The organism is Polaribacter glomeratus, assembly GCF_002954665.1.
GTDB classification, from domain to species: domain Bacteria; phylum Bacteroidota; class Bacteroidia; order Flavobacteriales; family Flavobacteriaceae; genus Polaribacter; species Polaribacter glomeratus.
In genome coordinates, this window is the sequence record NZ_MSCM01000002.1 from 744,440 (window position 1) to 758,715 (window position 14,276).

General features: G+C 29.2%; 19 protein-coding genes. 14 read left to right on the top strand and 5 right to left on the bottom strand.

Annotated features, from left to right (window positions below; genetic code table 11):
- Positions 1-4 precede the first annotated feature (4 nt).
- Positions 5-646 (bottom strand): DUF4271 domain-containing protein, encoded by a 642-nt coding sequence (locus BTO16_RS13270; protein WP_105022150.1) that lies wholly within the window; start codon positions 644-646, stop codon positions 5-7.
- 85 nt (positions 647-731) lie between these two features.
- Here BTO16_RS13270 and BTO16_RS13275 point away from each other — a divergent pair, with 85 nt between their 5' ends.
- From BTO16_RS13275 to BTO16_RS13290, 4 genes are all read left to right on the top strand, one after another.
- Positions 732-1,451: a polyprenol monophosphomannose synthase gene (locus BTO16_RS13275; protein ID WP_105022151.1), complete on the top strand. Its 720-nt coding sequence runs from the start codon at positions 732-734 to the stop codon at positions 1,449-1,451.
- The gene (locus BTO16_RS13280; protein WP_245892116.1) at positions 1,451-1,918 is read left to right on the top strand and encodes a GNAT family N-acetyltransferase; all 468 of its coding nucleotides are present in this window, start codon (positions 1,451-1,453) and stop codon (positions 1,916-1,918) included. The genes BTO16_RS13275 and BTO16_RS13280 overlap by 1 nt, the downstream gene beginning before the upstream one ends.
- A gap of 90 nt (positions 1,919-2,008) precedes the next feature.
- The gene (locus BTO16_RS13285) at positions 2,009-3,349 is read left to right on the top strand and encodes a dihydroorotase (RefSeq protein WP_105022152.1); all 1,341 of its coding nucleotides are present in this window, start codon (positions 2,009-2,011) and stop codon (positions 3,347-3,349) included.
- Position 3,350: 1 nt separating this feature from the next.
- On the top strand, positions 3,351-3,809 hold the full coding sequence (locus tag BTO16_RS13290) for a DUF4296 domain-containing protein (protein WP_105022915.1): 459 nt from the start codon (positions 3,351-3,353) through the stop codon (positions 3,807-3,809).
- Here the strand turns inward: BTO16_RS13290 and BTO16_RS13295 are convergent.
- The gene (locus tag BTO16_RS13295) at positions 3,793-4,800 is read right to left on the bottom strand and encodes an SDR family oxidoreductase (RefSeq protein ID WP_105022153.1); all 1,008 of its coding nucleotides are present in this window, start codon (positions 4,798-4,800) and stop codon (positions 3,793-3,795) included. The two genes, BTO16_RS13290 and BTO16_RS13295, sit on opposite strands and share 17 nt — an antisense overlap.
- 168 nt (positions 4,801-4,968) lie before the next feature.
- On the opposite strand from BTO16_RS13295, the gene tyrS reads away from it, so the two are divergent.
- A complete protein-coding gene (gene tyrS / locus BTO16_RS13300) occupies positions 4,969-6,261 on the top strand; it encodes a tyrosine--tRNA ligase (RefSeq protein WP_105022154.1) in 1,293 nt (430 codons plus the stop codon).
- A gap of 71 nt (positions 6,262-6,332) precedes the next feature.
- Here the strand turns inward: tyrS and BTO16_RS13305 are convergent, their stop codons facing one another.
- From BTO16_RS13305 to BTO16_RS13315, 3 genes are read right to left on the bottom strand one after another with little or no spacing between them, the layout of a single operon-like run.
- Positions 6,333-6,773: a YHS domain-containing (seleno)protein gene (locus BTO16_RS13305; RefSeq protein WP_105022155.1), complete on the bottom strand. Its 441-nt coding sequence runs from the start codon at positions 6,771-6,773 to the stop codon at positions 6,333-6,335.
- 54 nt (positions 6,774-6,827) lie between these two features.
- Entirely contained in the window at positions 6,828-7,286 is a 459-nt protein-coding gene (gene mscL, locus BTO16_RS13310) for a large conductance mechanosensitive channel protein MscL (protein WP_105022156.1), read from the bottom strand.
- Between the two features lie 20 nt (positions 7,287-7,306).
- Positions 7,307-8,281 (bottom strand): LuxE/PaaK family acyltransferase, encoded by a 975-nt coding sequence (locus tag BTO16_RS13315; RefSeq protein WP_105022157.1) that lies wholly within the window; start codon positions 8,279-8,281, stop codon positions 7,307-7,309.
- A 77-nt stretch (positions 8,282-8,358) separates the two neighbouring features.
- On the opposite strand from BTO16_RS13315, the gene BTO16_RS13320 reads away from it, so the two are divergent.
- The 9 genes from BTO16_RS13320 to BTO16_RS13360 all read left to right on the top strand — a co-directional run bounded on the left by BTO16_RS13320 (position 8,359) and on the right by BTO16_RS13360 (position 14,132).
- Positions 8,359-9,585, top strand: a complete 1,227-nt coding sequence (locus BTO16_RS13320; RefSeq protein WP_105022158.1) for a serpin family protein — start codon at positions 8,359-8,361, stop codon at positions 9,583-9,585.
- A 1-nt stretch (position 9,586) separates the two neighbouring features.
- Positions 9,587-9,943 carry a DUF6970 domain-containing protein gene (locus BTO16_RS13325; protein WP_146105409.1) on the top strand — a complete coding sequence of 119 codons (357 nt, stop codon included), beginning with the start codon at positions 9,587-9,589 and terminating at the stop codon, positions 9,941-9,943.
- Positions 9,931-10,362, top strand: coding sequence for a hypothetical protein (locus BTO16_RS13330; protein ID WP_105022160.1), 432 nt, complete (start codon positions 9,931-9,933; stop codon positions 10,360-10,362). The genes BTO16_RS13325 and BTO16_RS13330 overlap by 13 nt, the downstream gene beginning before the upstream one ends.
- A 1-nt stretch (position 10,363) precedes the next feature.
- Positions 10,364-10,762 carry a hypothetical protein gene (locus BTO16_RS13335; RefSeq protein ID WP_105022161.1) on the top strand — a complete coding sequence of 133 codons (399 nt, stop codon included), beginning with the start codon at positions 10,364-10,366 and terminating at the stop codon, positions 10,760-10,762.
- A gap of 3 nt (positions 10,763-10,765) precedes the next feature.
- Positions 10,766-11,110 carry a DUF4377 domain-containing protein gene (locus tag BTO16_RS13340; protein ID WP_105022162.1) on the top strand — a complete coding sequence of 115 codons (345 nt, stop codon included), beginning with the start codon at positions 10,766-10,768 and terminating at the stop codon, positions 11,108-11,110.
- A 13-nt stretch (positions 11,111-11,123) separates the two neighbouring features.
- On the top strand, positions 11,124-11,816 hold the full coding sequence (locus BTO16_RS13345; RefSeq protein ID WP_105022163.1) for a hypothetical protein: 693 nt from the start codon (positions 11,124-11,126) through the stop codon (positions 11,814-11,816).
- A gap of 12 nt (positions 11,817-11,828) precedes the next feature.
- The gene (locus tag BTO16_RS13350; protein WP_245892117.1) at positions 11,829-12,236 is read left to right on the top strand and encodes a hypothetical protein; all 408 of its coding nucleotides are present in this window, start codon (positions 11,829-11,831) and stop codon (positions 12,234-12,236) included.
- An 88-nt stretch (positions 12,237-12,324) separates the two neighbouring features.
- Complete coding sequence (locus tag BTO16_RS13355) at positions 12,325-12,777, top strand: RNA polymerase sigma factor (RefSeq protein ID WP_407675520.1); 453 nt, start codon at positions 12,325-12,327, stop codon at positions 12,775-12,777.
- A gap of 5 nt (positions 12,778-12,782) precedes the next feature.
- On the top strand, positions 12,783-14,132 hold the full coding sequence (locus BTO16_RS13360) for an outer membrane beta-barrel protein (protein ID WP_105022166.1): 1,350 nt from the start codon (positions 12,783-12,785) through the stop codon (positions 14,130-14,132).
- The last annotated feature ends 144 nt before the right edge of the window (positions 14,133-14,276 follow it).

Here is a 14,276-nt window from a genome sequence, read left to right on the forward strand (position 1 = left end):
ATAATTAAAACATCATTTTAAACAGAAGAAATAGCGGTGCTATTTCAAAGGCGCAAATGTACAAAATAAAATAAAACAACTTATTAAAAATCAGATTTTTGTTAATTACTAAATGAATTATAAATCGCACACTAAATAACAAGGCTGCAAGATAAAATAAGTAGCGTTGTTTAAAACCTGCGTATTCGCTTAAAACTATTGCTACATATAATAAAAAGGTAACTGTATGTAAGTAATTAACTTTTGACACAACAAATAAACGCACCTCTTTTTTGATTAAAAATAGGTTAAAAAGTAAGTACTCTAAAGTTCTTTTTATTACAAAATAAGATAGTAAACTTAAAAAAACAGGAACATAAGATGCAAAACTTACAGCAATTGTTGGTGAATTGTAGGTTTTAAAACTGTAAGTTAAAAGCGATAAAACAACTACAGTAAATAGAAACATTACAACTTTAAAAGGATCTAAAAAACTTGAAATTTCTTCAGATTCTGTTTCTATGTAATTGATATTAAACAAACTAAAAACACTTCCTTTTAGTCTATTAGTATCTAGTGCTTTTAATAAAACGATACTTATAAAAAGCAGCAATATTAATGCAGTGACCCAACTATTGGTAGTAATTATTTTTTCTATTGCTTGCAAGTGGTTTTCATTTCGTAATGATTAACACAAAATTAGTAATTATATAATGTATATTTGTTTACTTACTTACATATATTATTTATTTATGTCTGATACATTAGTAATCATCCCCACTTACAACGAAAAAGAAAATATTGAAGCCATAATTAGAGCTACTTTTAAGCAGAAAAAAGCGTTTCATGTTTTAATTGTTGATGATAATTCTCCCGATGGAACTTCTGAAATTGTAAAAAATCTTATTACTGAATTTCCAAAACAACTTTCTTTAGAAAAAAGAATTGGCAAAAGCGGATTAGGTACCGCTTATATTCACGGTTTTAAATGGGCAATTGCTAGAAAATATAATTATATCATAGAAATGGATGCCGATTTTTCGCACAATCCTAAAGATTTAATTCGTTTGTATAATGCATGTCATAAAAACGGTGCAGATGTATCTATTGGTTCTAGATACTCTAAAGGTGTAAATGTTGTTAATTGGCCAATGAAAAGGGTGCTTTTATCTTATTTTGCATCAAAATATGTGCGTTTTGTAACCAGAATTCCTGTTTTTGATACAACAGCAGGTTTTGTTTGTTGGAAACGGAATGTACTAGAAACCATTAATTTAGATAAAATTAGATTTGTTGGCTACGCATTTCAAATTGAAATGAAATTTAAAGCTTGGAAACATAAATTTAATATCAATGAAGTTTCTGTTATTTTTACTGATAGAACTTTAGGAACTTCTAAAATGAGCGGAAACATTGTGTATGAAGCACTTTTTGGAGTAATAAGAATGCGTTTAAAAGGCTTGCCAAAATAATGATAAACAAATTAATTTCTATTAGAACCGCAAACCTTGATGATTTAGAAACTTTGTTGCAATTTGAGCAAGGAGTTATAGAATTTGAAAGACCCTTAGATTCTTTTTTGGCAGATGGTGATCTGTTTTATTATAATATTCCGCAATTAATTACTTCAAAAAATAGTCACCTAATTGTTGGTGTTTTAAATGATGAATTAGTAGCATCCGGATATATTAGATTACAAGATTCTAAAGAATACCATAAAAATCCAAAACATGGTTATATTGGTTTTATATTTGTAAAACCGGCTTTTAGAGGCCAAAAAATTAGCAGTCTAATTTTAGAATCTTTAAAAGAATGGGCAACAAAAAAAGACCTTAAAGAGTTAAGGTTAGACGTGTATAGCAACAATATTGGCGCAATAAAAGCTTACGAACGTTTTGGATTTGCCAAAAGTTTAGTAAATATGAGAATGGATATTTAATTTTTTTAATTAGAACAGTAAAAAAATCAACAGTAAATTTCGCGAACTTTGCGAAAACCTTTGTGTAATTGCTTTTAAATAATACTAAAAATGAAGAAATCTATTTTAATAAAAAATGCAAAAATTGTAAATGAAAATACTACTTTTTTAGGTGATGTTCTCATTGAAAACGAAATTATAAAAGAAATCTCATCAGAAATAGCAGCTACGCAAAATCTAGAGGTTATAGATGCTGAAGGTAAATATTTAATTCCCGGTTTTATAGACGATCAAGTGCATTTTAGAGAACCTGGTTTAACGCACAAAGCAACTATTGCAACAGAAAGTAAAGCGGCTGTTGCTGGCGGAATTACTACTTTTATAGAAATGCCAAATACAGTGCCGCAAGCTACAACACAAGTGCTATTAGAAGATAAATTTACAATTGCAGCTAAAGATTCGTATGCAAACTATTCTTTTATGTTTGGCGGAACAAATGACAATTTAGAAGAATTATTAAAAACAGATCCAAAAAAAGTAGCCGGAATTAAGTTATTTTTAGGTTCATCTACAGGAAACATGTTAGTTGATAATGAAGAAATTTTAGAGAAAATCTTCTCATCAACCAAAATGATTATTTCTGTGCATTGTGAAGACGAAGCAACCATCAGAAAAAACACTCAAGAATTTATTGAGAAATATGGCGAGGACATTCCGTTAAAATATCATCCAATAATAAGAAGCGAAGAAGCGTGTTATTTGTCTTCATCCAAAGCAATTGAATTGGCTAAGAAAACGGGAGCAAGGTTGCATGTTTTTCATTTATCAACAGCCAAAGAAACGCATCTTTTTAGAAACGATATTCCTTTAGAAGAAAAGCAAATTACATCAGAAGTTTGTATTCATCATTTATGGTTTTCAGACAAAGATTACGAAGAAAAAGGAACCCATATAAAATGGAATCCTGCGGTAAAAACAGAAGCAGACAGATTGGGTTTATGGGAAGCTTTGTTAGATGACAGAATTGACGTTATTGCTACAGACCACGCGCCACACACTTTAGAAGAAAAAAGCAACAAGTATTTAAAAGCGCCAAGTGGTGGGCCGCTTGTGCAACATGCAATCGTTGCAATTTTAGAGAAAGTAAAAGAAGGTGTAATTTCAATTGAAAAAGCAGTTGAAAAAATGAGCCATAATCCTGCAAAATTATTTCAAATTGAAAAACGAGGTTTTATAAAAGAAGGTTATTTTGCAGATATCGTTTTAATTGATGCCAACAAACCACAAACCGTTTCTAGAGACAATTTGTTGTACAAATGTGGTTGGTCTCCTTTTGAAGGAACAACATTTTCATCAACCATAACACATACTTTTGTAAATGGAAATTTAATTTATAATAATGGTGTTTTTAATGATGAAATTAAAGGAAAACGTATCACTTTTAATCGTTAAAATGAAGAAAATAAGCTATTTGTTAATTTTTACATTCTTGTTTTCGTGCACAAGTAATACTATTCTTGAAAAACCGAAAGACTTAATTCCTAGAGACTCGATGCGGCTTTTAATTCAAGAAATGATGATTGCTTCCTCTGCTAAATACATGAAAAATAAAAACCTAGAAACTAAAGTTGAATACATGCCTTTAGTGTACGATCAATTTAAAATTGATAGTGTTCGTTTTCAAAATAGTAACTTGTATTATATGTCTAAAATAGATTTGTATCAACAAATTTTTGAAGATGCAAAAACCGCTTTAGAAAAGCAAAAAAAATTCTATAGTGATAGAAATACAAGAAGAGACTCTATAAGAAATGATTCTCTGAAAAAACTTAAAAAAGAGAAGAAAAATTTTATGACAGACGATAGTTTGGTTTTAAATAAAAAAGAATTTAAAGTTAAGAAAGATCTTTAAGGTAGTTTTTACAAATTTCTACAATTGACTTTTCTATTTTATCAAACTTAAAATTTAATGTTTTTTCTATTTTCTCTGATGAATATTCAGAAATTGCATGGGCAGATCTAGCGGAATATTTACTTAATAAAGGTTCTTTTCCTGTAATTTTTGATAAGAACCAAGCAACTCGCCAAAAGATAGTTGTTTGCCAAGATTTTATTTTCTTTGAAGGTCGTTTTTTACCAAAAGCATCCGCAATTAAAAAGAAAATTTCTTTAAACGATTTGTTTTCTGAAACTAGAATAAAACGTTCGTTTTTTATATCAGAATTCATTAATGAAATCATTGGTTTTACAACATCTTGCACAGACACAAAACCTGTAATTCCCTCTGTATAAAATAGAAGTTTGTTATATACTTGAGAAAATAATTTACTAGAGCCAGCAGACCAAAAACCACTTCCTAGAATAACTCCAGGATTAACAATTACCACATCAACGTTTTCTTGACTTGCACGCCAAACCTCCATCTCTGCACCAAATTTAGTAATAGAATAGCCACTATTATTTAGCTCTTTATTCCATTCGTCTTCTTCGGTAATAAGGTCTCCTTTTAACGAACTTCCAACAGTGGCAATAGAGCTTACATAGCACAATTTATCAATTTTTGCATCAATACAAAGATTTACAATAATTGCTGTTCCGTGAATATTTACTTTACGCATTTCTCTATAATCCTTTGGATTAAAAGAAATAAACGCCGCACAATGATATACGTGTTTTACATCAATAAAAGCAGGAATCATAGAAGGAACATCTGTAATATCAGCTAAAAACCATTCAATTTTATCGAATAAAGTTGTATCCGAAGTGTAAAAAGAAAAAACATTTTTCACCTTTTTTAAAGATGATTTTGTTCTATAAACAGCTCTAATTACATCATTTTGTAAACTTAAATGATACAATAAATGCGAACCAACTAAACCTGTGCCTCCGGTAACTAAAATCATACTGCTAATTTATGATTTTTTCATTGATAAGTTTATCTTTGCGCCGTTAAAAAGTGCATATTTTGCTTGTTTAACAATGTTTCGTTTAGGGTTTAGAAATCGATAAAAAAACTTCTACAAGCTAAGTTTAACAAACATATTTTAGAATTGAATCAATTTAAGGTAACAATGAAGAATTTTATTGAAGAATTACAGTGGAGAGGAATGTTGCACGACAGCATGCCAGGAACAGAAGAGCATTTATTAGAAGAAATGAGAAGTGCATATGTGGGTTTTGATCCAACGGCAGATTCTTTGCATATTGGTAACTTGGTTCCTATAATGTTACTAGCTCATTATCAAAGATGTGGGCACAGACCAATTGCTTTGGTTGGTGGTGCAACAGGTATGATTGGCGATCCTTCTGGTAAATCTTCTGAGCGTAATTTGTTAGATGAAACAACTTTACGACATAATCAAGAATGTGTAAAAGCGCAATTAGGTCATTTTTTAGACTTTTCTTCGGATGAACAAAATGCAGCAATTCTTGTAAATAATTACGATTGGATGAAAAATATTTCATTCCTAGAGTTTATTAGAGACGTTGGTAAACATATTACCGTAAATTATATGATGTCTAAAGATTCTGTAAAAAACAGAATTAGTTCTGAATCTTCTGAAGGAATGTCTTTTACAGAGTTTACCTATCAAATGGTGCAAGGGTATGATTTCTTGCACTTGTTTCAAAATATGGAAACCACTTTGCAAATGGGTGGTTCTGATCAGTGGGGAAATATTACAACTGGTACAGAGTTAATTAGAAGAATTGGAAACGGAAAAGGATATGCAATTACGTGTCCTTTAATCACAAAATCAGATGGTTCTAAATTTGGGAAATCTGAAGGTGGAAATGTTTGGTTAGATGCGAAAAGAACATCCGCCTATAAATTTTATCAATATTGGTTAAATACTTCGGATGAAGATGCAGAAAAGTACATTAAAATCTTTACTTTTTTAGACCAAGAAACCATTAATTCTTTAATTGAAGAGCATAAAGTAGCGCCTCATGAACGTGTTTTACAAAAACGTTTAGGAGAAGAAGTTACCAATTTAGTTCATGGAAACGAGGAATATGAAAAAGCAATTGCAGCTTCTAATATTTTATTTGGCAACTCAACTTCGGATGATTTAAAATCGTTAGATGAACAAACGTTTTTAGATGTATTTGATGGCGTTCCTCAAGCTACGGTTACAGCTGCAGATATTGCAGAAGGTTTAGATATGATTGGCGCTTTGGCTGCAAAAACAAACTTTCTAAAGTCTAATAGCGATGCCAGAAGAGCGTTAAATGAAAATGCTGTTTCTGTAAATAAAGAAAAGGTAGACGAAAATTTTGTAATTACTGCAAAAGATTTAATTGCGGATAAATATGTGCTTTTACAAAGAGGTAAAAAGAGTTATTTTTTATTGAGTGTTGAGTAAAACATAAAAAAACTATATAAAAAAAGCGTTGAATTTTAAATTCAACGCTTTTTTTATATAGATGTATCAACTTAGTTATTGCTAATTTTTATCCAATTAATATCCGCTTTTTTTTGCAATTTTTCTGCACCTTCTTTTTTCCACAATTCAAATGTATTCGTTCCCCAAGAATCGTAAAACAGGTATAATTTGCCATCTCTAATTTCGAAAGTTTTAGGATTGATGTCTACTTTTTCTCCTTTTAAACCAATTGCATATGCACAATAACCTCCATATTGAGGAACATATTTTTTAGGAGATTTTTTAAATAGTTCTAAATTATCTTTTGATGAAAACCTAAATTTTGCTCCGTCAAATTCTGTTGTAAACTCTTTATTTCCTTTTTCGGCTTTGTTATTAAAATAAGAAACAACATCATAGCCTTCTGCCACAAACCCTTGTTTGGTATTGTAATTTTGAGAAAAAAAAGTAGTAGAAATAGAAAATAATAAAAGTGTGATAAAATTTTTCATCGAGTTTTTGTTTTTAATAAAGTCGAAACCAATTAAAAAAAATTACAGAAACTTTTATTTATCTTTAGACAGCATTTTCATTAAATATTCATTTTGTTTCTCTAAAAGCTCATTGGTTTTGTTCATCAACTCAATGTTTTTAGGTGTTGCAACTGTTCTGTTTTTTGGGTCTTCCGCTTTTTTCTTCATAGAATTCATCATTTTTACAACTAGAAAAACGGTGAATGCAATAATTATAAAATCGATACCGGCTTCTATTAATTTCCCGTAACCAATGGCAATTTGTTCTAGTTTTGCCGTTCCGTCAATTAAAACAGCTTCTCTTAAAATAAACTCTTTGTTTTCCCAATTTGTGCCATCGGTCATAAAAGATAATGGTGGCATTAAAACTTCTTTTACCAAGGTATTTACCACTTTATTAAATGCAGCACCAATAATAACACCAATAGCAATATCGATCATGTTTCCTTTAACGGCAAACTCTTTAAATTCTTCTAATAATTTAAATTTCATAGTTTCTTTTTTCTTTGCTACTATAGCACCATCAAATTACAACCTCTAATATCAGAATTATCAAAACGGCCAATAATTTCAAACGATCCGTCTTCGTAAACTTTCCCTAAATCTTGCGTAGCAATAAATGAGCAAGAATTGTAGTTTGCCAAATCGATTATATTAATTCCGCCAGCTTTTTCTGTTGGTAAAATAGTTAAAGCGTCTTCGGTGTCTCTTGTTAAAATTTTCATCCAAGGCGGCGTTTCAAAAATGCCATTTGCTTTAGAATACGCCTGACTTAATAATTCTGTCATTCCGTATTCTGAGTGAATTTTAGCTACTCCAAAACCATCTTGCAACAATTGGTGCAGCTCGTTTCTAATGAGTTCTTTTCTTCTACCTTTCATGCCACCAGTTTCCATTACAATGGTGTTTTTAAGTTTGAATTGGTATTTTTCAATTAAATCTAATAATGCAAAAGAAACACCTATTAGTAGTATTTTTCGTCCGTTTTTATCAAGATTTATGAGTTTTTTTGCTAATTCATCTAAATTGTTGAGGTAAAAACCGCTTTCAAAATTTTTAGATTTTGCAATTAAATCATCTACCATAAAAACCAAAGAAGAACCGTCTCTTTCTAAATAATTTGGCAATAAAGCGAGCACCGTATATTCTTCAATATTTCCGTAAAAATTGGCAAATCCTTTTAAATAACTTTCTTTGTAAAGGTTAATATCCGTTACAAAATGTTTGCTTGTAATGCTACCTGTTGTTCCAGAACTTGTAAATGTTTCTTGAACTTCACTTAAAGAAGAAAGTACTTTTCTGCTCTTAAAAAACTGAATTGGTAAAAACGGAATTTCTTCAATTTTTGTTATATCAGAAGGATGTTTGTTAATTAAATCGCAAAAAGATCGATACACTTTATTGTTTTTAAACTGATGTTTAAAAACTTCAAGTGCAGTTTTAGTAAACTGCTCAGTAGACTTTATGTTGAAAATAGTTTCTTGCATAGAATATTGCAAAAATAAGATTATTATACGCAACCTTTTTATTCTTTTTGTATCTTATAAGTAAATAACTCAATGCTATGATAAATAAGGGAAATTTAATTTTAATAAAACTTTTATGTATTGTTTTTGTATTTCAATCATGTACTTCTAATATTGAGGAAGAAAAAAAATTTGATACCGTTACAAATGGTGAAACTTTTATAAAAGCGAATAATAAATTTGCTTTTGATATTTTTAAAAAAGTTTCAAATCTAGAAACGAAAGAAAACACGATGATTTCTCCTGTTAGTTTATCATTAGCTTTAGCAATGACCTATAATGGTTCTGAAGGTGTAACAAAAGCAGCGTTTGAAAATACTTTAAATTATTCTAATTTTGACGCCGCAGAAATTAACACGATAAATAAAGAAATTATTCATCATTTAGCTTCAAGTTCTTCAGGTTCCTTATTTGAAATTGCAAACTCAATTTGGGTTAAAAAAGAATTTTTAGTAAAAGAAGACTTTTTAGACGTAAACAAGAATTTTTACAACGCAGAGGTTAGAAATTTAGATTTTTCTGACATTAATTCATTAAACATTATTAACGATTGGGTTTCTGATAAAACGAATCAAAAGATTCCTAAAATCTTAGAAAAAATAAATTCGTTAGATGTTATGTTTCTTATAAATGCGCTCTATTTTAAAAGCGATTGGAAATATACTTTTAATGTAAAAGATACAGAAGACGCTCCTTTTTATGGAGAAAATAGTACACAAAGTGTAAAAATGATGAATCTTACTAATGATTTATCTTTTTATGAAAATGAGCATTTTATGGCGGTAAAACTACCTTACAAAAATGATAAATATACAATGACTCTTTTTTTGCCAAATGAATCTAAAACAACTTCTGATATTTTAGAGGTATTAAATATTGAAAAATGGTATGCATGGAATACTCTTTTTTCTACAAAGGAAGTCGTATTAAAAATGCCGAAATTTAAGTTTTCTTACGAAAAATTATTAAACAACTCCTTGATAGATTTAGGATTGGGCAATGCTTTTTCTGCGGATGCAAATTTTAAAGGAATTAGCAACGAAAACCTTTCTGTTTCTTTTGTAATTCAAAAAACATTTATAGAAGTAAATGAAAAAGGTACAGAAGCTGCCGCTGTAACTGCTGTTGGTATTTCTACAACATCCATAGATCCTTCAAAAAAAGTAATGACATTAAACAAACCTTTTTTGTTTTCTATCACAGAAAACGAAACCGGTTCTATCTGCTTTATTGGTAAAATAGGAATGCCTAAAAATGACAATTAAAATGAAATTTAAACATCTTTTTTTATCAGTTATTATATTTGTTTCCTGTGTAGATAATTCAGATAAAATAACCGTTTGTAATACAATAAATCCGCTTGAAGAGTTGGTTTGGTTAAAAGAAATTAAAATAGGTTTTGAGCAATCATCATTCTTCTCAAAAAAGAAAATTATACAATATACATATCAAAATAAAAGTGTTTTTTTAATTGATATTTGCAATAATTGCGCAGATAATTTAACAGCTGTTTATAATTGTACCGGAAATGTAATTTGCGAATTTGGAGGAATAGCAGGTGTAAATACGTGTCCTGATTTTGATAAATACGCAACTAACGAAATTCTTTTATGGGAAAATTAAACATAAAAAAAGCACTAATTTTTACACTATTTGTGTTTTCTTTTATTTTTTGTACTGATAATAAAGAGGTTATTGATTTACAAAACAAGCAGGTTATTATAGATAACAACCGCTATAAAGAGTCAGAAACTGATAATTATACAATTTTAGATGCGCGGTTAATTGGTGATGTAATTACCATAAAAATAAGTAGTGGTGGTTGTAGCGGAATTTCTTGGAAAGCGGCACTAATTGATGCTAATGAAATATTAGAATCTAATCCTGTACAACGCAATATAAAATTATCCCTAGAAAATACTGAAATGTGTTTTGCAATTGTTGAGAGAGAATTTACCTTTAACATTAAAGTTTTAAAGGAAGGTTTATCTAGCGTAAATTTAAATTTAGAAGGATGGAATACTCAAATAAACTATAATTAAAATGAAAAAAATAATACTTTTTTTGCTGCTAAGCGTGTGCTTTTTTTCTTGTGAAAAAAACACAGAAATTGAAAACACGATTCAGGGTAAATGGAATGTTGTACAAATTATAGGCGGTTTTTCTCCGGCAAAAAATTATGAAGAAGGAGCGTTTACTTGGTTCTTCGATTTGGATAATAAAACAGTTACAATTAATAATAAAGATGTTTTTAATACGCTATATGCCCCAACATTTACAAATGATCAAGGTGGTGTTTACACTTTTGATATTAGTACAGAAAATAAAGTAGATTACTTACTTGTTGATAAAAGAAAAGGAACTATTACACTAACCGATTCTGAATTAACGATTGATTTTGGTATTGCCTTTGACGATATTGCCTATATTTTTAAACGATAAATTATGAAAAAAGCACTACTTCTTTTAACTATGTTTTTTGTAGTAATAGCTTGTGAAAATAACAATTTACAAGAAAATGAAAAGACTTTATATGTTGCTTCTAAAAAGGTAGATTGTATGGGTCTTTTTTCTCAAGAATGTTTGATGGTCAAAGAAAAGAATCAACAAAACTGGGAATATTTTTACGATTCAATTGTTGGGTTTACTTACCTAGAAGGATTTGAATATGAAATTCTAGTATCAGAAAAAAGAATTGAAAACTCGCCGCAAGATGCATCATCAATAGAAACCACATTAATTAAAGTAATTTCAAGAACCGAAAAAACATCTAAAAACTTACCTAACTAAAAAATATATAATCATGAAACTAAGAATCATTTTGTTTGTATGTATTGCAACTACACTTTTTTCTTGCGAAAGCAACGAAATAGAAATAGATACTAATAATTTATTATATGGATCGTGGGTAAGCCCAGAATACGATTCTGAAACCACCACTTTTAAAAGAGGCGCTAATTTACCAAAAGAAGCGTACGGAGTTTCTTTTAACAAAGAGGGTGTTTTTAAAGAAAAAACCTCTGGTTGGTGTGGCACGCCACCTTTAACCTTTTTTGAGATCGAGGGCACTTTTCAATTAGAAAACACACTTATTAGCATTTCTACTCATAGTTACCCAACAAATTATGCTTGGAGAATTATATCATTAACAAAAGAAGAATTAGTTATTAAAAGAGAGTTAACTCAACAAGAAATTGAGCATAGTGCGTTAATAGATTTGTATGTAGAAATTGAGAACTTAACCTACGCAGAATCTTGCTTAAATGATTTAGATTGGACTTTTGCTCCTTATGGTGCTAAAGCTTGTGGCGGTCCTAAAGGATATATTCCGTATTCTAAAAGTATTGACACGGTTTCATTTCTTCAAAAAATAGAAAAGTATACAGAAGCAGAAAAAGAATACAACATTAAATGGGGCATTATTTCGGATTGTAGTTTAGCCGCTTCACCAAAATCAGTAGAATGTCAAAACGGATATCCAACACTTATATATTAATAAAAAATAAAGATGATGTTTAAAAAAATACTAACCTTTTGTTTTGCAATCGTTACATTAAGTTCTTGTTTAAATAATAATGAACCTAGTTATACTTTTGAGTTTTTACCTATTGATGAAGCCATTGTACCTGCAAGTTTTAAGTTTGGTGAGAGAGATACAATTGCCATTAAATATACTTTAAATAATGGCTGTTATTCTTTTGATAATTTATACTACGAATATCAAGACACAGTAAGAGTGGTTGCAGTAAGAGCTTTGTTGTCTTTAGAGAATGCTTGTACGTTAAATATTAGACAAGAAGAATATAAGTTTGTTGTAAATGTTACTCAAAAAGAAGATTATCTTTTTAAATTTTGGAAAGGGAAAGATAGCAACGGAGAAGATACTTTTGAAGAAATAGTGGTTCCTGTAAATTAAACTTATCAATCTAGAAAAACTCATAGAAGAGTGCTGTGAACAAAATCTTACAGCACAATCTAAAGTATATCAGTTATTTGCTGGTAAGCTGTTTCCTGTTTGTTTAAAATATTCTAGAAATTATCAAGATGCAGAAGATACTTTACAAGATAGTTTTCTAACAATTTTTGATAAAATAAAACAATATAAAAGTAAAGGCTCTTTTGAAGGATGGTTAAAACGGATCGCTATAAATACGGCACTTCAAAAGTATAGAAAAAAAGAACCTTTATATATTAAAAGTAAGGAAGTAGAAACGCTAGATTTAGAAGAGGAGAGTTTTGAAAATGTTGATTTTGATGTAAACTTTTTGCTAGAGTTAATTCAGAAATTACCAGATAGATACCGCTTAGTTTTTAACCTCTATGTTTTAGATGATTACACTCACAAAGAAATTGCCCAAATGCTGAGAATCTCTGAAGGAACTTCTAAATCGAACCTTTCTAGAGCAAGGTATATTTTAAAAAAGCAATTAGAAGCTCATCAACAAAAAACAGTCTAAATGTAATGAAAGAACAGAAAAACATAGACAAATTATTTCAGGATAAATTAAAAGTTTTTGAGGTGATGCCAAACGAAAAAGTTTGGGACGCTACCAAAGCAACGCTTCAAAAAAAGAAAAAAAAAGTGCTGCCAATTTGGTGGATGTCTAGTGGTGTTGCGGCTATCCTTATTTTGGGTTTTTTGTTGTTTCCTGTAAATTATATTAACAATAAAATAGAACCATTGCCAGAAAATGTGGTTACAAAACCTAATACAGAAAAATACGAAATAGAACGTAAAAAAGAGGTAGAAACGGTTATTGTTAAAAGTGACAAAGTTGATACAAAGAACACAGAAACGGCTGCGAATGTTATTAAAAGTAAAATTAGAAAAACAGCTACAAAAATAACTTTATTAAGCTACAAAAAACAGCAAAAACTGTTTACCAACATGGTCAAAAAACAAAACCCTCAAGTTGATAATTCTTTAAATGATATTATTAGTTTTACTCAAAATAACAATATTACAAGTGATAAAAAAAACACAATTAATAGGGAAGAAAAAATTGAGAATTCAATTAATGTCATAAAAAAAGAAGAAAACAAAACCCACCTTAAAAAGCTTGACTTATTAGCTGCTGTTGCAGAAAACACCAAAGAATTAAAAGAAGATAAATTACAGAAAAAATGGGCTGTTTCTCCTGTTTTAGGAATTATTGGTTCTAATTCATTCTCAAAAAAATCTCCTCTAGATAGTAATTTGGATGGTTCTACAAAAGGAAATAAAAGTGTTTCTTATGGTGTACAATTCACTTATAAAATCAATAATAAATGGTCTTTTCAATCGGGTGTTCACTTGCAAGAAATACAGTATTCAAACAACAATATTGCTGTTGTAACATCAAATTCAAAGGCTTCTAACATCAATTTTAATTCAGGAAGTCAATTTATATTAAATAGTACTACAAGAGAATCTTTTGATGCAAATTTATTAAATCTAAATACTGTAAGTTTTAACGGAAATATGCGTCAAAACTTTGGGTATATAGAAATTCCTTTAGAAATTAAATATAATTTATTTGAAACTAACAAAATAGAAACCCAAATTGTTACTGGTTTTAGTTCGCTATTTTTAAATAAAAATGAAGTTTTTTTAAATACCTCAAATTTTCAAAATACAGGAGAAGCAAATAATTTAAACGGTCTTAATTTTAGTGGAAATTTAGGAATAGATTTTAAATATCTTTTTAATAAAAGATGGTCATTGCAATTAAACCCAATGTTTAAAACACAGCTAAATACGTATAATAAAAACTCTAATGGATTTCAGCCTTATTTTATTGCTGTTTACACAGGTATTAATTATCGTTTTTAAATTTTTACCGCCTATATTAAATATTAACGAGTTCAACAATGATAGTCAACAAGTTATCGAAATAAACAACTAGATACTTAAACAAACAGTACTTTTGGGTATTGATTTTTAATAATATTAACATTTCATTAAATAAAATGTCGC